This window comes from Streptomyces sp. NPDC107454, from assembly GCF_055582885.1.
This window is the reverse complement of sequence record NZ_JBVJPA010000033.1, coordinates 26,254-47,959: the sequence shown is the minus strand read 5'-3', so window position 1 is coordinate 47,959 and position 21,706 is coordinate 26,254. Positions and strand designations below refer to the sequence as shown.

The 21,706-nt window shown below is 68.6% G+C and carries 21 protein-coding genes, 1 tRNA gene and 1 pseudogene; 9 read left to right on the top strand and 14 right to left on the bottom strand.

What is annotated here, in order from left to right; all coding sequences use genetic code 11:
* Positions 1–8 precede the first annotated feature (8 nt).
* Both ACZ69M_RS48640 and glyA read right to left on the bottom strand, forming a co-directional pair.
* Entirely contained in the window at positions 9–1,229 is a 1,221-nt protein-coding gene (locus ACZ69M_RS48640; RefSeq protein ID WP_470060134.1) for a sarcosine oxidase subunit beta family protein, read from the bottom strand.
* Positions 1,226–2,557, bottom strand: coding sequence for a serine hydroxymethyltransferase (gene glyA, locus ACZ69M_RS48635; RefSeq protein WP_470060133.1), 1,332 nt, complete (start codon positions 2,555–2,557; stop codon positions 1,226–1,228). The genes ACZ69M_RS48640 and glyA overlap by 4 nt, the downstream gene beginning before the upstream one ends.
* Before the next feature lie 96 nt (positions 2,558–2,653).
* Here glyA and ACZ69M_RS48630 point away from each other — a divergent pair, with 96 nt between their 5' ends.
* Entirely contained in the window at positions 2,654–3,325 is a 672-nt protein-coding gene (locus ACZ69M_RS48630; RefSeq protein ID WP_470060132.1) for a GntR family transcriptional regulator, read from the top strand.
* Positions 3,326–3,361: 36 nt separating this feature from the next.
* On the opposite strand, the gene ACZ69M_RS48625 is transcribed toward ACZ69M_RS48630, so the two are convergent.
* Positions 3,362–3,700 (bottom strand): hypothetical protein, encoded by a 339-nt coding sequence (locus ACZ69M_RS48625; RefSeq protein ID WP_470060131.1) that lies wholly within the window; start codon positions 3,698–3,700, stop codon positions 3,362–3,364.
* 96 nt (positions 3,701–3,796) lie between these two features.
* On the opposite strand from ACZ69M_RS48625, the gene ACZ69M_RS48620 reads away from it, so the two are divergent.
* Genes ACZ69M_RS48620 through ACZ69M_RS48610 form a run of 3 tightly spaced genes read left to right on the top strand, consistent with a single transcriptional unit; the run spans position 3,797 to position 6,315 of the window.
* Positions 3,797–5,170, top strand: a complete 1,374-nt coding sequence (locus tag ACZ69M_RS48620; RefSeq protein ID WP_470060130.1) for an aldehyde dehydrogenase family protein — start codon at positions 3,797–3,799, stop codon at positions 5,168–5,170.
* 54 nt (positions 5,171–5,224) lie between these two features.
* On the top strand, positions 5,225–5,449 hold the full coding sequence (locus ACZ69M_RS48615; protein WP_470060129.1) for a hypothetical protein: 225 nt from the start codon (positions 5,225–5,227) through the stop codon (positions 5,447–5,449).
* On the top strand, positions 5,449–6,315 hold the full coding sequence (locus ACZ69M_RS48610) for an oxidoreductase (RefSeq protein WP_470060128.1): 867 nt from the start codon (positions 5,449–5,451) through the stop codon (positions 6,313–6,315). Before ACZ69M_RS48615 ends, ACZ69M_RS48610 begins: the two co-directional genes overlap by 1 nt.
* Positions 6,316–6,576: 261 nt before the next feature.
* On the opposite strand, the gene ACZ69M_RS48605 is transcribed toward ACZ69M_RS48610, so the two are convergent.
* Positions 6,577–6,651 (bottom strand) — tRNA-Gln (locus ACZ69M_RS48605).
* A 418-nt stretch (positions 6,652–7,069) separates the two neighbouring features.
* Between ACZ69M_RS48605 and ACZ69M_RS48600 the strand changes: the two genes are divergently transcribed.
* Entirely contained in the window at positions 7,070–7,537 is a 468-nt protein-coding gene (locus ACZ69M_RS48600) for a hypothetical protein (protein ID WP_470060127.1), read from the top strand.
* 111 nt (positions 7,538–7,648) lie between these two features.
* A complete protein-coding gene (locus tag ACZ69M_RS48595; protein ID WP_470060126.1) occupies positions 7,649–9,418 on the top strand; it encodes a S8 family serine peptidase in 1,770 nt (589 codons plus the stop codon).
* Between the two features lie 288 nt (positions 9,419–9,706).
* On the opposite strand, the gene ACZ69M_RS48590 is transcribed toward ACZ69M_RS48595, so the two are convergent.
* From ACZ69M_RS48590 to ACZ69M_RS48570, 5 genes and pseudogenes are all read right to left on the bottom strand, one after another.
* Positions 9,707–10,372, bottom strand: a complete 666-nt coding sequence (locus tag ACZ69M_RS48590) for a dihydrofolate reductase family protein (RefSeq protein WP_470060125.1) — start codon at positions 10,370–10,372, stop codon at positions 9,707–9,709.
* Positions 10,372–10,908 carry an SRPBCC family protein gene (locus ACZ69M_RS48585; RefSeq protein ID WP_470060150.1) on the bottom strand — a complete coding sequence of 179 codons (537 nt, stop codon included), beginning with the start codon at positions 10,906–10,908 and terminating at the stop codon, positions 10,372–10,374. Before ACZ69M_RS48585 ends, ACZ69M_RS48590 begins: the two co-directional genes overlap by 1 nt.
* Complete coding sequence (locus ACZ69M_RS48580; protein ID WP_470060124.1) at positions 10,892–11,257, bottom strand: ArsR/SmtB family transcription factor; 366 nt, start codon at positions 11,255–11,257, stop codon at positions 10,892–10,894. The genes ACZ69M_RS48585 and ACZ69M_RS48580 overlap by 17 nt, the downstream gene beginning before the upstream one ends.
* A 179-nt stretch (positions 11,258–11,436) precedes the next feature.
* The gene (locus tag ACZ69M_RS48575) at positions 11,437–12,207 is read right to left on the bottom strand and encodes a DUF6368 family protein (protein WP_470060149.1); all 771 of its coding nucleotides are present in this window, start codon (positions 12,205–12,207) and stop codon (positions 11,437–11,439) included.
* 331 nt (positions 12,208–12,538) lie between these two features.
* A pseudogene (locus ACZ69M_RS48570) lies at positions 12,539–13,063 on the bottom strand (methyltransferase domain-containing protein); the annotation flags it as partial.
* Between the two features lie 255 nt (positions 13,064–13,318).
* On the opposite strand from ACZ69M_RS48570, the gene ACZ69M_RS48565 reads away from it, so the two are divergent.
* The gene (locus ACZ69M_RS48565) at positions 13,319–14,341 is read left to right on the top strand and encodes an LLM class flavin-dependent oxidoreductase (protein WP_470060123.1); all 1,023 of its coding nucleotides are present in this window, start codon (positions 13,319–13,321) and stop codon (positions 14,339–14,341) included.
* 580 nt (positions 14,342–14,921) lie between these two features.
* Here ACZ69M_RS48565 and ACZ69M_RS48560 read toward each other — a convergent pair.
* The 3 genes from ACZ69M_RS48560 to ACZ69M_RS48550 form a co-directional block, all read right to left on the bottom strand.
* The gene (locus ACZ69M_RS48560) at positions 14,922–15,350 is read right to left on the bottom strand and encodes a hypothetical protein (RefSeq protein WP_470060122.1); all 429 of its coding nucleotides are present in this window, start codon (positions 15,348–15,350) and stop codon (positions 14,922–14,924) included.
* 272 nt (positions 15,351–15,622) lie between these two features.
* Positions 15,623–15,772 carry a hypothetical protein gene (locus tag ACZ69M_RS48555; protein ID WP_470060121.1) on the bottom strand — a complete coding sequence of 50 codons (150 nt, stop codon included), beginning with the start codon at positions 15,770–15,772 and terminating at the stop codon, positions 15,623–15,625.
* A gap of 18 nt (positions 15,773–15,790) precedes the next feature.
* Positions 15,791–15,988 carry a hypothetical protein gene (locus tag ACZ69M_RS48550; protein WP_470060120.1) on the bottom strand — a complete coding sequence of 66 codons (198 nt, stop codon included), beginning with the start codon at positions 15,986–15,988 and terminating at the stop codon, positions 15,791–15,793.
* A gap of 388 nt (positions 15,989–16,376) precedes the next feature.
* On the opposite strand from ACZ69M_RS48550, the gene ACZ69M_RS48545 reads away from it, so the two are divergent.
* The gene (locus ACZ69M_RS48545; RefSeq protein ID WP_470060119.1) at positions 16,377–18,116 is read left to right on the top strand and encodes an exo-alpha-sialidase; all 1,740 of its coding nucleotides are present in this window, start codon (positions 16,377–16,379) and stop codon (positions 18,114–18,116) included.
* Positions 18,113–19,246, top strand: a complete 1,134-nt coding sequence (locus tag ACZ69M_RS48540) for a golvesin C-terminal-like domain-containing protein (RefSeq protein ID WP_470060118.1) — start codon at positions 18,113–18,115, stop codon at positions 19,244–19,246. The genes ACZ69M_RS48545 and ACZ69M_RS48540 overlap by 4 nt, the downstream gene beginning before the upstream one ends.
* A 574-nt stretch (positions 19,247–19,820) precedes the next feature.
* On the opposite strand, the gene ACZ69M_RS48535 is transcribed toward ACZ69M_RS48540, so the two are convergent.
* Both ACZ69M_RS48535 and ACZ69M_RS48530 read right to left on the bottom strand, forming a co-directional pair.
* Positions 19,821–20,762: a phosphotransferase family protein gene (locus ACZ69M_RS48535; protein ID WP_470060117.1), complete on the bottom strand. Its 942-nt coding sequence runs from the start codon at positions 20,760–20,762 to the stop codon at positions 19,821–19,823.
* Positions 20,763–20,866: 104 nt separating this feature from the next.
* Entirely contained in the window at positions 20,867–21,475 is a 609-nt protein-coding gene (locus ACZ69M_RS48530; RefSeq protein WP_470060116.1) for a GNAT family N-acetyltransferase, read from the bottom strand.
* Between the last annotated feature and the right edge of the window lie 231 nt (positions 21,476–21,706).

Here is a 21,706-nt window from a genome sequence, read left to right as displayed (position 1 = left end):
TGTCCTCCTCAGTGGGCCACGGCTGCCGCGCCGTGTTCGTCGATCAAGGCGCCCGTCGCGAAGCGTTCGAGGGCGAAGGGGGCGTTCAGCGGATGCGGTTCGCCCGTGGCGATGGTGTGCGCGAAGGTCCAGCCGACGGCCGGGGTGGCCTTGAATCCGCCGGTGCCCCAGCCGCAGTTGACGTAGAGGTTCTCCACGGGCGTGCTGCCGACGATCGGTGAGGCGTCCGGGCTGACGTCGACGATGCCGCCCCAGGTCCGCAGCACATGCGCGCGGGCGAAGATCGGGAACAGCTCGACGGCGGCGGCCATCTGCTGCTCGATCACGTGGAAGGAACCGCGCTGCCCATAACCGTTGTACGCGTCGACGCCCGCGCCCATCACCAGCTCACCCTTGTGGGCCTGGGAGACGTAGACGTGCACGTGATTCGACATGACGACCGTCGGATGCACCGGCTCGTGCAGCTCGGAGACCAGCGCCTGGAGTGGGTGTGACTGTACCGGCAGCCGTACGCCCGCCCGCTCGGCCAGCACACTGCTGTGCCCGGCGGACGCGAGGCCGACCCGGCCTGCGTGGATGCGGCCGCGACTGGTCTCGACGCCCACGACCCGGTCGCCGTCCTTGAGGAAGCCGGTGACCTCGCAGCCCTGGATCAGGTCCACGCCCATCTCGTCGGCCCGGCGGGCCAGCGCCCAGGCGACGTGGTCGTGCTTGGCGATCCCGGCCCGCGGTTGGAAGGTGCCGCCGAGGACCGGATAGCGGGTGCGGGGCGAGACGTTGAGGATGGGGCAGACCTCGGCGACCTCGTCCGGCTCCAGCCACTCGGCGTCGACTCCGTTGAGGCGGTTGGCGTTGACGCGGCGCACGCCCTCGCGGACGTCCTGGAGGGTGTGCGCGAGGTTGAGGACGCCGCGCTGGCTGAACAGGAAGTCGTAGTCCAGCTCCTCCGGGAGCCGCTCCCACAGCTTGAGCGCGTACTCGTAGATCGCCGCGCTCTCGTCCCAGAGGTAGTTGGAGCGGATGATCGTGGTGTTGCGGGCCATGTTGCCACCCGCCAGCCAGCCCTTCTCCAGGACGGCGACGTTGGTGATGCCGTGGTTCTTGGCGAGGTAGTAGGCGGTGGCCAGGCCGTGGCCTCCCGCGCCGACGATGACGACGTCGTACGAGGAGCGCGGCTCGGGGTTGCGCCAGAGGAAGTCCGGATGCTCCGGCAGCGGCTCGGCGGTCATGCCGCGTCTCCGTTCACGTGGGGCAGGTGAGGCAGGTGGGGGTAGAGGGGGAACGCGTCGGCGAGCTTCTCGACCCGGTCGCGCAGCAGGCCCGCCCGCTCGTCGCCGAGCCGCTCGTCCTTCAGGGCCTGGGCAATGATGTCGGCGACCTCCCGGAACTCCGTCTCGCCGAAGCCGCGGGTGGCCAGGGCGGGGGTGCCGATCCGCAGCCCCGAGGAGATCATCGGCGGGCGGGGGTCGAACGGCACCGCGTTGCGGTTGACGGTGATGCCGATCCGGTGCAGCCGGTCCTCGGCCTGCTGACCGTCGAGCGCGGAGCCCCGCAGGTCGACGAGGACCAGGTGGACTTCGGTGCCGCCGGTCAGCACGGTGATCCCGGCCTCGGCCACGTCGTCGGCCAGCAGCCGTCCGGCGAGGATGCGGGCGCCGTCCAGGGTGCGCTGCTGGCGCTCCTTGAACTCCTCACTTGCCGCCACCTTGAAGGCGACCGCCTTCGCCGCGATGACGTGCTCCAGCGGGCCGCCCTGTTGGCCCGGGAAGACCGCGGAGTTGATCTTCTTGGCCAGGTCGGCACGGCTGAGGATCACACCGCCGCGCGGGCCGCCCAGGGTCTTGTGCGTAGTGGTCGTCACGACGTCGGCGTACGGCACCGGGCTCGGGTGCAGGCCTGCGGCCACCAGACCGGCGAAGTGCGCCATGTCCACCATCAGATACGCGCCCACCTCGTCGGCGATGCGGCGGAAGGCGGCGAAGTCCAGCCGGCGGGGGTACGCCGACCAGCCGGCGACGATCATCTTGGGCCGGTGGGCGAGAGCGAGCTGCTCGACCTCGTCCATGTCGATACGCATGTCCGACTCGCGCACGTGGTACGGCACGACGTTGTACAGCTTGCCGGAGTAGTTGAGGCGCATGCCGTGAGTCAGGTGCCCACCGTGCGCCAGGTCAAGGCCGAGGATCGTGTCGCCGGGCTCCAGCAGCGCGAACATCGCGGCGGCGTTGGCCTGCGCGCCCGAGTGCGGCTGCACGTTCGCGGCCTCGGCACCGAGTTCCTTCACCCGGGCGATGGCCAACTGCTCGATGACATCGACGTGTTCGCAGCCGCCGTAGTAGCGGCGGCCCGGGTAGCCCTCGGCGTACTTGTTGGTCAGGACCGAGCCCTGGGCCTCCATGACGGCGGCCGGTGCGAAGTTCTCCGAGGCGATCATCTCGAGGGTGGACTGCTGACGGTGCAGCTCGGCGCCGACGGCGGCGGCGACGTCCGGGTCGAGCCTGCTGAGCGGGAGGGAGAGAGGAGAGGCGACCGTGGTGATCGACGGGTTCGTTGCCATCTGTGCACCATCCTGAGAGCCAGCTAATGAGCAACTGATATATCAGCCTGTGCGGTACGGTATGGGAGCTCGTCGGACAGGTCAAGGGGGCTTTTCATGCAACAGGTGGCGACCGACCCCATGGGCGAGGTCGAGGAACTGTCCCTCGCCGAGCGTGCCTACCGCGCCATCCGCGACCGGCTCGTCATGCTCGAGATCCGCCCCGGCGCGCCGATCAACGAAGAGCAGCTCGGGCAGTCCCTCGGCGTCGGACGGACGCCGGTGCGCGAGGCGCTCAAGCGCCTCCAGTACGAGCGCCTGATCACGACCTACCCCCGCCGCGGCACCTTCGCCACCGACGTCAACATCACCGACCTCGCCCACATCTCCGAGGTCCGCCAGGAACTGGAGCCCCTGGCCGCAGCGCAGGCCGCGCGGCGCGCCACGGCCACCGACCGCGCGAGCCTGACGGCTCTGGGGCGGGAACTGGAGGGTGCCGGTTCCTCCGGGCAGGACGCCGCCGGGCTCATGCGCCTGGACCTTCAGGTCCACCGCGCCATCTACGCCGCCACGCACAACCCGTACCTGGAGGACACCCTCGTCCGCCACGACAACCTGGCCACCCGCATCTGGTGCCTGTTCGTCGACCGGCTGTCCGACATGGCCGGCCACGTCGGAGAGCACGGACCGCTGATCGAGGCGATCGTCGGCGGTGACCCCGACCGGGCGGCACAGCTCGCCCGCAGCCACGTCGAAGGCTTCGAACGGGCCATTCGCGAAGCCATCTGAGACACCGGCCGAGCCGGTCCCCGGCTCGTCGGGAAGTCAGTGCGCGACGCCCCGTGGTTCCCCGGGGCGCATGCGGGGCCTGCCCGCCAAGGTGGTCCACAGATACGGGGCGACATCGTCCTCGGGGAGCTGCGCGATCATGTAGCGGACGCAGCGTTCGATCTTCACCCGCCACAGCCGTGCCGCCTCGTTCCCGTCCGCGTTGCACAACGCGTCGTGGACCGCGGCGTCCTCGTTCCTGATGGTGTCGCAGGCCTGGCTGTAGTCCATGTCCAGGACCGCGACGAACATGCGCAGGCGGGCCATCAGGCGCTCGAAGGTCTGGGCGGCCTGCGGAAGGTCCGCGATGCGGGCGAGAGCGTCCTGGTACCTCAAGTCGTCTTCCCGGATGCGGAGATGATCGTTGTCCCGCGCGGCGGCCCGGACCTCCGCCAGGGCCGCTGAGGCCGGGCCGAGGCGGTGCGGGCCAATGTGGTCGATCCGAGCACCGAGACCGCCATCGCCCGGATTCCCGAGGGAACCGCCGAGGACATCGACCGAGCGGTCGCCGCCGCCGTAGCAGCCAAGGATCGGTGGGCACGGCTGGTCCCCAAGGACCGCTCGGAGGTGCTGCACGCCATCGCCGACCGGCTGGCCTCGGCCGAGAAAACCGACCTCCTGAGCAGGCTGGAGTCCGCCAACACCGGGAAGCCGCTCGCGGTGTCCCGGGACGACGTCGGCATGACCGTCGACACCTTCCGCTTCATGGCCGGTGCGCTGCGCGCGACCACCTCCATGGCCGCCGGCGACTACGCCGAGAACCACCTGTCGGTCATCCTGCGCGAACCGCTCGGCGTGATCGGCGTGATCACTCCCTGGAACTACCCGCTGCTCATGGCGGCCTGGAAGATCGCACCGATCCTCGCCGCAGGCAACACCCTGGTCATCAAGCCGTCCGAGCGGACCCCGCTGACCACCCTGAAGTTCGCCGAACTCGTCGCCGACCTCCTGCCGCCCGGCGTACTGAACGTGGTCGACGGCTACGGCGCGGACGCCGGCGCCCGGCTCGCCGAGCACCCGGACGTGAACATGATCGCCCTGACCGGCTCGGTCGCCGGCGGCCGAGCCGTCGCGAGGGCCGCCGCCGACACCCTCAAGCGCGTCCACCTCGAACTCGGCGGCAAGGCCCCGGTGGTGATCTTCGAGGACGCCGACCTCGCGGCCACCGCCTCGTCGCTGCGCGTGGCGAGCTTCTGGAACTCGGGCCAGGAATGCGGGGCCGCCTGCCGCGTCCTCGTCCACGAATCGGTGGCCGAGCAGTTCGTCGAGCAACTCGTCGGCGAGGTACTGGCCCTGGTCGTCGGTGAGCCGACCTCCGGCGAGGAGGTCGAAGTCGGGCCCATGGTCTCGAAGGCCCACTTCGACCGCGTCATCGGGTACTTGGAGCGTGCGACGAAGGAAGGCGTGCGTGCGGCGACGGGTGGCGGGGCCCTCGACGAACCCGGCTACTTCGTGGCACCGACCGTACTGGTCGACGTACCCGAGGGAGCCGAAGTCGCCCGCGAGGAGATCTTCGGCCCCGTGGTCACGGTCGAGACCTTCGCCGACGAGGAGGAGGCGGTGAGGCGAGCCAACGACGTCCCCCTCGGTCTGTCGGCGTCCGTGTGGACCGAGAACGCCCGCCGCAGCCACGACATCGCCGCCCGCCTCGACTTCGGCACCGTCTGGGTCAACTCCCATCTCGTGCTGGCCGGCGAAGTCCCCTGGGGCGGGTTCAAGGGATCCGGCTACGGCCGGGATCTGTCGATCTACGCACTGGACGACTACTCGCGCACCAAGCACGTCATGCACCACCACGGGCGCTGACCCGTCCTTCCGTCCGAATCCATGGAGGTGCGGGGTGACCGTCAACACCCCCTGATGAGTCCGTTTGTCCTGAAGAACCTGACTCTGCGCAACCGCATCGTCAGCATGTCCCACGAACCTGCCTACAGCGAGGACGGCCTGCCCAAGGATCGCTACCGCGCCTACCACGTCGGAAAGGCCCGTGGCGGCGTCGAGTTGACCGTGATCGGCGGCAGCGCTCTCGTCAGCCGTGGCTGCGCCGGCTCGCCGACGAGGTGCACGAGCAGGGCGCGGCTGTGATGACTCTGCTCACGCATCTCGGTCACCGCACCAGCAGCTACACCGACAACTGGCTCCCGGCGATCTCTGCCAGCAGCGTCCGCGAGCCCGCACACCGCGCCTTCACCAAGGCCGCAGAGCAGTGGGACCTCGACCGGGTGCGGCAGGACTTCGTCGACGTCGCACAGCGTTGTCAGACTTCGGGACTCGACGGCATCGAACTCATGGCCTGGGGCCACCTCCTGGACTCGTTCTGGACCCCGTTCTGGAACCACCGCGAGGACGAGTACGGCGGCTCCTACGAAAACCGCATGCGCTATCCGCTCCAGGTCATCCGCGCCATCCGCGCGACGGTCGGCCCGGAGTTCGTCATCGGCACGCGCCTGACCTTCGACGAAGAGCGTGCGGGCGGCCTCAAGACGGACGAGGCACTGCGCATCGCCCAGGACATCGCCCAGGACATCACCGAGGCCGGCATCGACTTCATCAGCCTGGTCAAGGGCTCGATCGGCACCGACGCCGACCTGGCCCGCACCATCCCGCCGATGTCCACGCCCGCCTCTCCTCACCTCGAGTTCGCCGGGCGCATCAAGCAGAAGCTCTCCGCCCCGGGCGCTGATGGCCGACCCCGAACTGCCCAACAAGGTCCGCGACGGGCACACGGACCGGATCCGCCGGTGCGTCGGAGCCAACATGTGCATCGACGGCATCTACGCCTCCGGCGCGGCGTTCTGCATGCACAACCCGTCACCTCTTCGAGGCCGCCGACAAAGTGGGCGCTGCGCCATCAGATCATGGTGCTGGAACGGCAACTGGGCGGGAACAGGCCGCGGGACGTGGCGCCGCCCGGACCGTCGGCGGCCAGGAGCTGGCCGCGATCGCTATAGGTGTAGGTGTTGCGGGTCAGGCCGTCTGCCGCGCCGACCGCGGTGAGGCGGCCTGTCAGGTCATACGCCAGGGTCCGGGGTGGTCTCTCCGCGCCCGTTCCGGTTTCGTGGACGGTTCGACCGTGGACTCGGGCAGGCTCCAGCTGTCGAAGGTGCAGACGGTCTTGTTGCTGCGTCCGTCGGTTACCCAGGTGCGGTTGCCCGCCGCGTCCAGGCAACGTCTGCCTTCGTCGGTGCCTCCCGTGATGGCGGCGTCCGCCGTGGCTGGGATACCAGGACTCGAACCTGAACTAACGGAACCAGAAACCGTCGGGCTGCCAATTACCCCATATCCCATTTGCCCCGAAGGCCGCGGGAGCTCGGCCAGCCAGGGCGCGTCCCACTCGCGTGATCACAACGCAGTAGGGCCGTGTGCCTAATCTATGCATTCTCTCCGTGATGCTCGGTGATGTGCGGGGAGTGTCGATCAGAATTTTGGCAGGTCTCTGCTGGGAAGGCTTCGGAGGGCACCTGCGCCCGCGCCGGCCTGAAGTACCTGCCGTCCACACCGTCGTCCGCCGACTCCAGCTGCCCATTCTGCAGCGCCGACGACGGCTCGCCACTCGACGGATCCGATCGGGGGGATTCTTCCCTCCGAGCGGCTCGCCCGATTGCGGTCAGGGCGACGCCATCTTAGCTTCATCGCGTCGGAATCATTCCGAAAACCTACATAACCTCTTATGTAGCGTTTCCCGTGGCGTTGAATGGAGCATTCATGTCGGTGATGACCGGTGCCCCGCCCCTGCAGCAGTTCGGCCAGCAGTCCGCCGGGCCGCAGCAGCTCGCACAGGTGGTCCAGCAGTCCATCCAGCAGGCCTGCCAGCAGGCGAGTCAGCAGATCGCGCAGCGCATGCAGCAGACGCTGCAGCAGATCCAGCAGGTCCAGCAGCAGCTGGAGCAGCAGGGCATTCCCCAGCAGCACGCGCACCCGTACCTGGCTGTCGCGCTGCACACGACGCTGCTCCAGGGTGTGCGCAGCGCGGTGGAGCAGTCCGTGCAGCAGGCGCTGCCGACCGCGATCCTGACGCTGCTGCAGCAGAGCCAGCACGGCCAGCACGGCCAGCACGGCCAGCAGCAGTGGGGCGGCGGGTACGGCCAGCAGCAGTTCGGCCAGCAGTTCCCGCAGTTCCAGCAGCCCGGCTTCGGTTACGGCCAGATGACTCAGCCCTTCGGTATCGGCTGATCCTGGCGGCGCGCGATGCGGTGTGCCCGGGAGTCGTTCCCGGGCACACCGCATCACCATGGACGCGTACCGCCCGTGATCCGGATCAGAAGCACAAAGACCGACGTAGGCATGGTGAAGGTGGACGTGATGGTCAAGGACAGGCCCGGAAACAAACCCCGAAACAACCGCCAGAGCGAATCCGAGGGCGCGGGTTCCGGCGGCAAGCTGGGCCCCGAGAGCAAAGAGGCGGCGCCACGCAAGAAGAGCGCACCGTCACCGGCCGTGGTGCAGCCGCGCCGGCAGCGGTACATGGTGACACCGCTGCCCCAGCAACTGCTCCCACCAGGAGTGCCCGAACTCAGCATGGACGCGGTGTGCGACCGGCTCGAGGGCATGCCCGACATCACGGTGATCCGCAGACTCCAGCCGTCCGAGAAACTGCAGTCGGCCGGGGTCTTCCCCTCCTGTCCGGAGATCGCGGTCGTCGAGGCAGCCGAGACCCAGCTGCCGGCGATGCGGACACTGCACGTGCACATCGAGCCGGACCTGCCGCTGTCCGGCGCCGGGCCGGCCGCCACGCAGGCCCCGGGGGTGCTACCGCTGTACGACCCGGGGCTGGTCCTGCCGATGGAGAAGCCTGCGGAGATCTCGCTGCGCGTCTGCGGCCCGGACGGCGAACCGCTGGCCGGCGCAGGGGTGTTCCTGATCGGGGCGACCTGGCCGAGCCAGGGCATCACCGCCGCCGATGGGACGGTCACCGTCACACTGGCCACCGAGACCGAACAGTCCGTCCAGTGCCTGTACGTCCGCCCCAGGGCCAACTACACGGACCGCTGGATCCACCGTCCCGACCTGTCGGCGGCCCGGGAGAACGTCGTCACCCTCACCCCGCTGTCCAAGGTGTACCCGGAACTGGACGAACGCCAGCAGTACAGCTGGGGCCAGCAGGCCATGCGGCTGGACCGGCTGCCCCCCACGTTCCGCGCCTTCGGCATCAAGATCGCTGTCATCGGTACGGGCGTCAGCACCGAGCACCCCGACCTGAAGCAACGAGTGCGCTCGGGCGCCGATCTCGTGCACGGCACGGAGGAGGGCTGGACGCACGACCTGGACGGCAGCGGTACCCACGCGGCCGGCATCATCGCCGGCACGGACACCGGCACGGGCATCATCGGCATCGCCGTCGACGCCGAGCTCGACGTCTGCCAGGTGCTGCCCGACGGCCACTTCAGCGACCTGATCGCAGCCCTCGACCACTGCATCGAACGCGAGACCGACCTCGCCCACATCGCCGTGGCCACCCCCTACCCGTCGGCGCTGGTCTCCCGCAAACTTGCCGACGCCAGCGCGGCAGGCATCGCCTGCATCGCCCCGGCAGGCGACACCGGCGGGCCGATCGCCTTCCCCGCCTCGCTGCCCACCGTCTTCGCCGTAGGCGCCCTGGGAGCCTTCGGCACCTACCCGCCCGACACATCCCAAGCCACCCACACAGGGCCGCAGCTGACACCGGAAGGACTGTTCGCCGCCCCGTTCAGCAGCTACGGCCCTGGCATCGACGCAGCCGCCCCCGGTGTGGCCGTCCTGTCGTGCGCCCCGGAAGGCGGCTACACGGCCCTCGACGGCACCGGCACGGCCTCGGCCCACGTCGCGGGCCTGGCCGCCCTCGTTCTCGCCCACCACGAGGACTTCCACGGCCAGCTGCTGCCCCGCGGTCCCGGCCGGGTACAGCGCCTCTTCGACATCATTGCCGCCAGCTGCCGCCAACTGGCCACCCCGGGAACAGTGGAGGCCGCACGCACCGGGCGCGGCCTGCCCGACGCCCTCGTCGCCCTCGGCCTGGCCCCCGGCATGCAGCTGGCTCCGGCCCTGTTGCCCTACGCCCCCTCCATGGCCGGGTAGATCTCCCCCCGCGGCCTGATCTTATGGTCGTCGGGTTCGGGGACCGAGGCCCAGTCGGCGGGCGGGGCCGCCGGGCCAAGGGAGGATGGTTGGACCCAGGTCCGGGCGCCCGGCCACGACGCCGCCCAGGCCCGGGTCCACGCGCAGATCGGCGTCTGCGAGGCCCAGGCCGTCGCAGGCTCCTGCAGACCGAGGAGGCGCCCGCGCGGACCTCACCGCCGGGCAGCGTGGCCGCACCCGCGAGACATCCAGCGGCACGCCGACACCTCAACCCTGCGGGAACGCGGGCTACCGCTTCCGGACGGTGTAGGTCAGGTGGGTCACCCGGGATGATGCGTCCGTGCGGGCCTGGTCGAGGGCGAGACGGCCCGGGTCCACTCGGTCGAACAGGCGGATGCCGGTACCGAACAGCACGGGCGCGAGGGTGATCGAGAACTCGTCGATCAGGCCGCTGTCCAGGTACTCCTGGATCGTCTCGGCGCCGCCGGCGATGCGGACGTCGCGGTCGCCGGCGGCCTCGCGGGCCTGGTCGAGCGCGCTGGTGATGCCGTCGTTGACAAAGTGGAAGGTCGTGCCGCCCAGCCGCTCCCACGGGTCACGCTTGGTGTGGGTGACGACGAACACCGGGGTGTGGAACGGCGCCTCCTCCGGCCATGCCAGCTCGCCGGCGTCGAACATCCGCTTGCCCATGATGCTCACGCCGGTGCGCTCGTACGTCGCCCGAGCGATGTCGTTGTCGAGCCCTTCCTCGCCGCCCTCGCCGAGCTTGAGGTTCTCCCGGAACCACCGCTGCGGGAACAGCCACCCCTGCAGCTCCGACCACTTCGTCATCCAGCGTTGGACCCTCGGGTCGTTCTGACCTTCGGGCGAGAAGACGTCCTCGACGGGCACGGCCTCCGGCGCCATGAAGCCGTCGAGCGACATCGTCACGCTGAAGAACACCTTCCCGGCCATCAGCCCTCCGTTCCCTTCGGTGTGGTCTCGTTCCGGGCGGTCTCGTTCCAGGTGAGTTCGGCGACGTAGGCCGCCAGGCTGCGCAGGGTCTGCTCGCCGCCCTCGACCGCGTGGTACTTCTCCACCGCCTCGTCACGGAGTTCCTTGGTGGGAAACACCGCGCGCATCACGATCCGGGTCCCCTCGCCGGCCGACTCGAAGGTCAGGACCGACTCAAAGGCGTTGGGGTCGTCGCGGGACTCGCCGTGGACCATCGCGATCCGCTCCGGCGGGACGATCTCGGTCCAGGTGATCCACTCCTGGTAGTCGGTCCCGTCCGGCCCGTGCATCACGAAGTCCCAGGCCCCGCCCGCGCGGAATTCGAAGGACCGGGTCGTGGTCGTGAACCCTTCCGGTCCCCACCACCGCGACAGGTGCCGGACCTGCGTGAACGCCTCGAACACCAGCTCCCGTGGGGCGTCGATGGCCCGGGAGACCACGATCTCGCGGTCCGCGGCCGCGTGGCCGGGTTCGCCGCCGCTACTGGTCGTCGTCATCATCCGGTGGTTCCTCCTGCCTTGCCTGTTTCAGATCCCGCACGTACTCGTCCAACCGGTCGAAGGTCTCGTTCCAGAACTGTTCGAAGCCGCCCACCCACTCGTGGACCGGTCGCAGCCCGCTGGCGTCCAGGCCGTACAGCCGCTGCTTGCCCGCCCCGCGGACCCGCACCAGCCCGACCTCGCGGAGCACCCGCAGGTGCTTGGACGCCTGCGGCTGGCTCATCCCCAGGTCCCGCGCCAGCTCGGTCACGGGCCGCTCGCCGCCCCGCAGCAGCGCCAGGATCGCCCGCCGCTGCGGCTCGGCAATCGCGTTGAACGCGTCCGAGGTCGTCGCCGCTCGTGCCATGGGACCATCATATGCCCATATCGGAATGCGTCAACGGCTGTGTGAGCAGCCGGGACGGAACGGCACACGGATACAGCAGAGCAGTTCAAGAGACGTCGACGCGGCCGCCACCGCCTTGCTTCGGTTCGCCGGCAACGTCGACACCGCTAGGCACGGTGAACCCGCCGTGCCGGGTGTCATCACCATTGCGGGTTACGTCGACCGGCGGGAGGACGGGTGCTCCTCGCCTGAGCCGACTGACCGAGTTCCGACCATTTGAGCAGCCGGAAGCCGGGCTGTTGAGCCCACGTCCTGAGAAACTCCGCCGAACCGTACGCGGCGGGCCATGGATGGATCATCGTCGCGAAGACGCCCGGAAGGCCGGCCACGATGGGCACCTGGTCCTCCCTCAGCTCGGCGCTGGCGACGCCACCGATCACGTCCATGACGGCGGCGGTCAGCAGGGCCGTGACGACGTGGTCGACCGGGCTGTCGCAGAACGCGACAACGTCGACGGCGTGGGTCGGGGTGAAGCCGATGAGAGGCTCCTGATCGACTTCGTCGGCGTGCTCGGCCTCGAAGATTGACTCGTCGCCGATGCCAGGCCCCATGAGGGAGACCAGGAAGGGCCGCCATCCGTCGACGCCCCCGGTGTCCGAGATGCCGAGACTCTCCGAGTGAACGTTCAGGTCGTACTCGCCGACCCGCTTCTCCTCAACCAGTGCATCGCCGTCGACGCGGGCCAGCAGTCGGCGCACCGTCGGTTCCGCGGGCACGAGCCGCCAAGGCAGCAACGGATCACGACGGACACCAAGGCGTTCGAGCACGCAGGGCGGGGCGTCGGCGATCCACTCGCCGACCGCCAGCAGTGAGGTGGCTCCGGTCAGTACGGCACACGCGCTCAGCGCGAGCACGGCGGCCAGGGCGTGGCGCACTCCGCGCGGGTCACGTGGGTCGGGCACTTCGGCCAGCCGCTCCAGCAGTCCCGGGATCTCCTCGGGGCAAGGTTCGGGCTACTCGCGGAGTAGGTCAAGAGCAGGCGGGATCGGGGATGCTGCGTCGGCAGGCACGGTCTTCCACTCGGAGCACGGGGCGTCGAGAACTCCGTGATCTTCGAAGCCCGTGCCTGTCTGTCGGTGTGTGGTCTCAGGACTTGGTTGACGTCTTGTCGTCGGGAGATGTTTGACGGGATCTCGGGGTGGCCCCAGCTTCGGTGACGCGCGGCGCGCGCCTGCGCGAGCTGCCTGGCCTCCCTCGACGAACAGCGCTCTGGGCAGGGTCGGACATCGCCTGGATCTGCACCTAACCGAGTGTCGGCGGGTGCTCGGCTGGACGGCGTCCCCAGGCCGAGATCAGCGGCGCGAGTGTCAGGTCGAGTTCGCCAGCGTGGATGGCGGCCAGGTGCGCGTCGATCTCGGCGTCGTCGGCCAGGCCGGCCGCGAGCAGTTCACCGCGCACGTGCCGGATGGTCGCCGCCTCCAGCCGGTCGCAGGCCAGCCCGCCGAATGGGAAAGAGCCCCCCGCGGCGACATCTACCAAGCCGGCCTCACGCAATGCCCGCGGCAGTGTCCGGCCGTAGCGCAGGTCCGCGCCGCGGCGCGTCAGCAGCTCCCGGACCGCGTCGCGCAGCCGGTTGGCCCGCCGTTGCGTAGGGCCGCTGTCGTCCAGGCATGCCAGTGGCTGCAGAGCGGTATCGGCGTCCTCGACCAGCAGCCAGCCGCCGGGCCGTAGCGCTGCCGCCATCGTGGCCAACGCCCGAGCCCGGTCGGGTACATGGACCAGCACGAGCCGGGCGTGCACCAGATCGAACGTCCCCGGCTCCGGGGGCGGCCGGGATGGCCGTCAGCGAGGAGACACGGTTCCGACTTCCCGCCTGTCTCCACCGCTGGCGTATGGGCCGGGCTGCCAGCGCCGTGTCAGATCTCCCGCAGCGCCCAGCCGTCCCACTCCGGCCAGAACTCGCTTTCGGCGTTGCAAGCCTGCCCGTAGCCGCAGATCTGGTGGAGGTCATCGGCCGTTCGGCCTGATCACACCATGCCAATGCGGGGAATCAAACGCGGCTGCCGGATGCTTTGACCTCAAGTGAAGAAGATAGGTTTCCTCTCGTTCGGCCACTGGTCACCGAGTGCGCACTCCAAAACCCAATCCGCGGCCGACTTCCTGCACCAGTCCATTGACCTGGCGATCGCTGCGGAGGAGCTCGGCGTAGACGGTGCGTACTTCCGCGTGCACCACTTTGCGCGGCAGGCGGCCAGCCCGTTCCCGCTGCTCTCGGCCATCGGTGCACGGACCTCGAAGATCGAGATCGGCACCGGCGTGATCGACATGCGCTATGAGAACCCGCTCTACATGGCCGAGGATGCTGGCGCTGCCGACCTCATCTCCGGCGGCCGCCTGCAACTCGGCATCAGCCGCGGATCACCGGAACAGGTGATCGACGGCTGGCGCTACTTCGGGTATGCCCCCGCGGAGGGTGAGACCGGCACGGACATGGCCCGCCGACACACCGAGGCCTTCCTCAAGGTGCTCGAGGGCGAGGGCTTCGCAAAGCCGAGCCCGCGGCCGATGTTCCCCAACCCGCCGGGGCTACTGCGCGTCGAGCCGTACTCCGAGGGGCTGCGCGAGCGGATCTGGTGGGGCTCCGGTTCGAACGCGACCGCCGTCTGGGCCGCGAAGCTGGGGACGAACCTGCAAAGTTCCACACTGAAGGACGACGAGACGGGCGAGCCGTTGCACGTCCAGCAGCGCAAGCAGATCGAGGCGTATCGCGAGGCGTACAAGGAGGCAGGCCACATGCGAGAACCGCGTGTGTCGGTCAGCCGCAGCGTCTTCGCCCTGACCAACGACCTGGACCGGGCCTACTTCGGCCACGATCGAAACTCTCGGGACCAGGTCGGCATGATCGACGACACGACCAGGGCGATCTTCGGACGCTCGTACGCCGCCGAGCCGGACGTACTGGTGAAGCAACTCCAGGAAGACGAGGCCATCCAAGCCGCGGACACCCTGTTGCTGACCATCCCGAACCAGCTCGGTGTCGACTACAACGCCCATGTACTGGAGAGCATCCTCACTCACGTAGCACCGGAGCTCGGCTGGCGCTGAGTATCCTGCCGCCCTGCGTGGGGGCCGACTCGGCACCGTGGTGGCCGGGCTCACGGCTGCGCCGAGACCTGGGCCAGGATTCGGCCTGGGCCCGGACTCGGCCCAGTTCGGGCACACCGACCGTCCGGACAGCCGTCGCGGTGCCGGCTTCACGGCAACGCTGGACACGGGCCACCTCGATCGGGGCCGGCTGGTCGCCCGAAGCCACCTCCGGTTCCCCACGTGCGAAGGGGCTCTGGACAAGGAAGACCAGGCACTCGTCCTGCAGGCGCGAAAGACCGAACAGGAAGCCCGGCTACGGGCTGCCGCAGATGAAGCCCGACTGGCCGAGGCAGGTCCCCATTCGAGTATCCGGAAGGCCGTGAGGCCGGTGGTGCGTTCCTGACCGCCCAAGAGGGCTGGCTGGACGTCGAGAGCGTCGGCCATACGCACACCGCCGCCATGACTGCCGAAGTGTGGGACGGGGAGCCGCCGCCCGCCCCCGATGACCGCGGCGGCTGGGAGGAAAACGCGGAGCCCAGCTTCACAAGCCCGTCAGGTGAACTGGCGCTGAGGGGTGCGGCGGCCGGTCGATGGTCACCTACGTGCACCTGTCCGACGCGGACGGCACATGGCAGGTGCGGGTGTACTGCGAGGGCCGCCGTGAGGTGGCACGCCTGGTGCAGGAGGGCGTGCCAGAGGGCATCCCAGTTCTCCGCGTGAGAGGGCGACCAGGCCCCTGCATCGGGGTCCCTGCCGCCCGAGCCGACCATGAGGTGATCGTGACGAGGAAGCCGTCGTCCATGCCGTCGATGATGCGGCTCTTTGTGTAGAACTGGCCGAGCAGGGTTCCGGCGTCCCCGTACTGCTTCTTGTTCACGGGCAGGACGGAGAAGTTGTTGTGCTTGGCGTGTACGTCGTACTCGCGCTGTGCGCAGCCCTCGTAGGTGGTGGCGAAGGAGAACTCGTCGCAGTCCTTGGTGCTGTTGCTGCTGCAGCCAGGGCCGAAGTAGCGGCGGCAGTTGCTCACCGCCCGCGCACGGTTGCCCTTGCGGCGCTGGACGTCCGAGAACAGGCGGTGCAGCGGGTCGGACGGTGTCTGCCCAGCGATCCTCTGTTGGCGTTGGTCGGCTTCGTCGCGCCCGGTGTGGTGTAGGCCTTCTTGACGTGCGCGGCCACCCTGCGCTCCGGCGCGGTCGCCTTCGTGCTGTAGACGAGAGTGGCCAGGGAACTGAACGATCCGGCGCCCTTGTTCGCCAGGTCGCCGCCCCCGGTGGGGTTACCCAGATACTCCCCCGCGCCTCAGCGAGGCGCGATCATCGCAGGCTTGCCCAGCGCGGGACTGTCGCCGACCCGGCCAGGCGGCACGGTGGAGGTGACGACGGGCCGGTAGACGGCGAAGACCACGTCTGCGGACCTGGCACCGCTGACCTGGCCGGGCGCGCAGCGCATGATGTGAGTGAAGTGCGCCTAGGGCATCTGCCGCAGCTGGTCGAAGGTCTTCGTCACCGGCAGGTCACCACCCAGCTTGGGGTTGGCACGCGAAGGCCCGTCCTGCGGGACGGCCCCCTCGATCTTGATCTTCTGACCGCTGGCCGCCCTGGTGTTGATGTTCTTGAAATCGATTGCGTCGTAGTCGAAGCGGACCGCGCGGTCGTTCTCCTTCACCGTGCCCCGGATGTAGGGGGCGAACGAACTGGTGCCGATCGGGTTGCCGTTACCGCGCGTCCATCCAGATCGTCGTGACCTGAAATGCCGGTACACACCGCGAACCGCAGGACTTGGCTCGTGAGACAAGGACACGGGCAACGAGAACCCGCAAGGAATGCAGGTTCCCGTGAGCCATGTCGTTCTGAAGCGCGTTGAAGTGCGGTTTCGTGTTGTCATCCCGGGGCTGTGTCGTCGGAGTCGTCCCGTCATCGTGTCGTTCACCTCGGGACAGATACTTGCCCGGTCGCTGGCCGGACGAGGCTCCCACATCGCACTGACAGCACAGATTCGCGGGCCATAGTGTTGGCCGGCGATCACGAGAATTTTCCATAGAGGTGGAGATGTGATGCCACGTCAGACGTTCCGAAGAACGCCGCTCCAGGCGTTGGGGACAGCCCTGCTCGCCTTGCTGACGCTGATGGGCCTGGCGACAGCGACGGGCCGAGCCCAGGCGGCGAGTGCCACCGATTCCGGTTCGTTCTCCGAATCCGAGCTGTGGGATTCGACCGACAACGACGCGTACGCGAGCTTCCACGTGCAGGGCCTCGGGGTGGTCCCCGCGGGCATCGTGCCGCCCGCCGGAGGCGAGGCGTTGCCCGCCGACGTGGTGCTCACGTTCACCGAGGGCCGGTTCAGCATGCAGGACGGGGGACCGAAGGACCTGCTCCTTCGCCGCAGCGTGGACGCGGGGCTCACCTGGTCCGCCAGCACCATCGTGGTCCCGCAGGACGTGACCCAGAGCTGGGGCGACCCGACGCCGGTGGTGGATCAGCAGACCGGCCGGGTGTCCCTGTTCTGGAAGGGGGACGGCTCGAACATCTACGTCAAGCGGAGCGACGACGCCGGCGCCACCTGGTCGGCCACCGAGGATCTGACCCCGTTGTTCGCCTCGAATCCCTACGGCTGGACGCGCGACGCCCCGATTCCGGGCCATGGAATACAGCTGAGCAGCGGTCGGCTGCTGATGCCCGTGATGCACCGCGCCGCCAGTGACGCCACGGACGCCAACTACGGCATCGACATGTTGTACAGCGACGACCACGGCGGTTCGTGGCATCGAGGCTCCCCGTTCATGGATGCCAACTACCCGATCAACGAGAGCCGCATCTACGAACGCTCCGACGGATCGGTCGTCATCAACGGCCGCTGGGGCGCGGGCGGCACCCGTTACCGCATCACCTCGACCAGCACCGACGGCGGGGAGACCTGGTCCGCACCCGCGATCGACGGCTCGACCGGAACGTTCAGCTCGGTCGACGCGGGCATGCTCCAGTACAACAGCGGCTCGGTCGACCGGCTGCTGTTCAGCCGGCCGGATTCGTCCGCCCGCGAGAACATGACCGTCTCGGTCTCCTACGACGAGGGAGCGAGCTTCCGGTACAGCCGAGTGGCCAACCCGGGCCCGTCCTACTACTCCGACCTCGCACGGCTGTCCGACGGGACGATCCTGCTGGTCTACGGCCGTGACGGCACCGTGGCCAACTACCCCGAGCGCATCAGTGTCGCCCGGTTCGACCTTGCGTGGCTGACCAAGGGCAGGGACAGCCTTGCCTCCGGCCCCGGGTTCACCCAGCACACGTACGAAATGGCCACCTCGGACGCCCGTACCGACACCGGTGCCGCCGTGCCGATCCTGACGGATGCCAACGCCGGAGGCGGCAAGGCCCTGCGCTACGGGGCTTCCGATGTGGGCAACTACATCGACGTCCCGTTCGATGTCGCGCAGGCGGGTGACTACGAAGTCTCCGCGCGCTTCCATCGCAGCTTCGGCCAGGGGCAGATACGCGCGAGCATCGACGGCACAGCACTGAGCCAGGGCCTGTTCGACCCGACGCTGACATCCGGCTCCGACAGCTATGACATCGACGGCTATCAGGTCTACCAGCTGGGATCGATGACACTGGCCGCCGGGCAGCACACCGTCCGGTTCACTCTGGCCGCCGTCGGGCGTGCCGGCGGCAAAGCCATCGCCCCCGACCAGTTGACCCTCATTTCGGGCGGGCAGCCCGCGGATGTGCCGAAGACCGTGGCGGACAACGACTTCATACCGGGCTTCGACACCCTCTCAGGCACCTGGACGACGTGAACTCGGTCACCGGCGCCTACGGGAACAGTCATGACACGCACGCCGCCGGAACCGGCACCGCCAGTGTGGAGTTCCGGCCCGATGTGCCGATGAACGGCGTGTACGAGGTCTCCGCCTGGTTCAAGGCGGCGTCGGGCCAGGCCTCCAATGCGTCCTACGTCATCAACCACGCCGACGGCCAGACGGCGGTGACGGTGAACGAGACATCCGGCGGCGGTCGCTGGGTACGACTCGGCGAGTTTCCGTTCTCCGGCGGCGGCGACGGCACAGTGACACTGTCGGACGACGCCAATGGCACGGTCGTCGCCGACGCCGTCCGACTGTCCTACCGGGGTGCCGTCACCGACAACGGCTCGTCCGGCTTCACAACGGTCTCCGGCACCTGGAACGCCGGGACCACCGTCGCCGGGTACCAGGGGGCGAACTACCTCACCCACGCCGCGGGTACCGGGACGTCGGTCGTGCGCTGGCAGACCGACGTGCCGACGACCGGGACCTACGACGTGGCCGTCTGGTACACCCAGCACACCAACCGCGCCTCCAACGCGCCCTACACCGTCACGGACGCCAAGGGCTCCACGCTGGTGCGCTTCAACCAGCAGGAGAACGGGGGCCGTTGGGTCTCCCTGGGCAAGTACTCGTTCACCGCCGGAACCCGGGCCGTCGTCCAACTCTCGGACGACGCCAACGGATACGTCGTGGCCGACGCCGTGCGGATCACGGCCCAGGGCCTGGTCGCCGACAACGACGACGCCAGTACGTACAGCGTGGTCTCCGGCACGTGGAGCGGCCCGGCGACCATGATCGCCGGTTACTACGGGGCGAGTTACCGCACCCACGCGGCGGGTACCGGAACCTCGGTCGTGCGCTGGCAGTCGGACGTACCGGCGAGCGGCGTGTACGACGTGGCCGTCTGGTACACCCAGGACAGCAACCGGGCGTCCAACGCCGCCTATACCGTCAGACACGCGGGCGGCTCCACCGTCGTCCGCATCAACCAGACCGAACGCGGCGGCCGGTGGGTGTCGTTGGGTAGCTTCTCGTTCACCGCCGGAACCCCGGCCGTCGTCGAGCTCTCCGACGACGCCGACGGATACGTCGTGGCCGACGCGGTTCGCTTCATCGCGTAGGCCGGGATCAGGAGCAGTACGGCGCGGGCCCGCCGGATCACCTCCCGATCCGGCGGGCCCGTCTCGCTTACGCCGACGTGCCGGCCGTGCTGTTGAGGGAGAAGGCGGTCGGGACGGCGGCGTTGCCGGCGTAGGTGGCCTGGTAGCCGATGTCCCTCATGGCGTGCCTCCTGCCCGGACGCCGACGGTGGCCTTGACCACGGCGGATGTGACACGCGCGGCGGGGCCATCGGCAGACCCGGAGCATGTCGAGGCCGGGGCTCTCCCGGCCGTGCCAATTCCTGGGAGCCGGATTGGCAGCCCTTCAACATCTCCCGGAGGTGCTCAGCCCGCTCAAGGACGTCCTTCCCAACTGTTTCACCGTCGAGTCGCAGGCGCGTACTGACACCCAGCTGTGGACGATCACGTATTTCGGCTCTGGCGAGGATCTTGTGAAGTCTCGTACGCCGTCAATCAGTTGCCGACGGGCCCACACAGGCGGTCGCCCGGGCTTCTTCCCCTTCGGCGACAGCGGCTCCAATACTGCCTTTCGGTGAGGTGTCGGTGGTTCAGAACCTGTATTCAGTATCCAAGATCAGGCTGCCATCCGCCGGATGTCGTCGGTGATGTCTTCCAACGGCGTCGTGTTGCCGATGAAGGCGAACCAGTCCCACAGCTCCAGAGCGTGGTAGAGGCGGTAGAGGCCGACCCGCTCGCTCCAGTCGGCGGGCATCGTGCCGTAGCCGTCGCAGAGCGCTTCGCGCTTGTCCTGGTCGACGTGGACGGAGTAGTAGTCGGTCTTGGCCACGTCCATCAGCGGATCCGCGGCGATCGCGTTCTCCACGTCGATGAAGCCGCTGACCTGCCATCCGCCGCCGTTCTCGGCGACCAGGACGTTGCCCTCGTGGAAGTCGTTGTGGCACAACACCGCATGCCGGCACGCGCCGAGCAGGTCAGCCTGCCGAGCGACCTTCGCTTCGATGGCCGTCGCGAGCGCCGCATCGCCCCCGTGATCGGCGTACTCCCTGAGCTTCTTGTGGAACTGCCGTGTCATATAGGCGGTGTTCGTCGGCTCGGGATCCAGAACCCTCGTGGTGAGGTATCCGTAGGCGCCCTGCGGGATCTGGTGTACCGCGGCCATGCAGCTCCCGATCTGACGGTAGACCTCCCGCAGCGATGCTCTGTCGAGGGCACGGCTGACGGCGGACAACGGCTGGCCCCTGAGCAACGTCATCACCGTGTAGCAGCGTCCGAGCGCGTTGTCGGCGTCCCCATGGTGCAACACGGCAGGCACCGGCCCGACACCGTGCTGCTCAAGCAGCTGGTAGACGTAGATCTCCTTCTCCTGTTTCCAGCGCCATTGATCGTCATAGATCTTGATGACGACCGGCTCGGCCGCCCCGACGAACCGGATCTCGAAGATCGTGCTCAGTTCCCCGCCAGTACGCAGAACGATCTCCCCGACGGACGCAGCGGGAAGGACAGGATGCAGGAGTTCCTCGGCCATCGCCGGCGGCAGCGTTGTCAGAGCGGACACGCTCAAACCGTAGATGCGGCAGGGCGGACGTCGCGAGCGAAATATGGGTGGAGCGGAGAGCGTCGACGGAGAACGCCGGGAATGCCTTCTTCAGCAGCAAGTGCTCAGCTTGCCTTTTGAGCTCGGTCGGCGGTGGTCAGGGTGTGTTCCCAGGTGAGCAGGTTGTAGGTCCGGCCCTTGTCGGTGACGGTCTCGGCGGCCGCGTTGGAGGGGCGGAAGCCGACGGATCGTGCGACGGCGATGCTGGGGTGATTGTCGGGTTCGATCTCCAGGATCACCCTCGGCAGGGCGACGGTGGTGTGCGCGAACTCAGTCATCGTGCGACAGGCGCGCACTGCCAGCCGCTGTCCCCGGTGAGCGGCACCGACGATGTAGCCGATGCTGCCGGTGACCCGATTGAGCAGGACTTCTCCCAGTGCCTGATGCCCATCGGTGGTGATGGCCAGGTGGATCCGGTCGTTCGCGTGCCGGGCTTGTCGGGCGCTGTGCAGGTATCGCACTACCGCGGTCTGGCCGAACGGTGACTCCAAAGGGGTTCGGTAGGCGACATCGGGGTCGTCGAACAGCTCTTGCATGACGGCGAGGTCATCGTTCGTCCATTCACGAAGCACGAGGCCGTGATCGGTGAGCGGGAGGGAATACGTGTCCATGGCCACATCATTGTGTCCTGAGATTGCCGACTGCGGCCCGGTCTCGAACAATGCACCGAACATGCTCGTCCGTACGGGAATTCCCCGGCCGTGAACGCCGGCGCAACGAGCGAGCGATCGCGCCGCGCCACTTGAGAACGCTCACCATGACTCCGCCTCTTTCGAGCGTCGGAGGCGTTGGCTTTTCAACCGTTGAACAGTGGTGCCTCACCACTGCGTGAACGACTGGCCGGTCTCCTCCCACCCGCCACCAGCCGTGTTGACCGGTACTCACCCCTGGGCCCCTCTGTACCG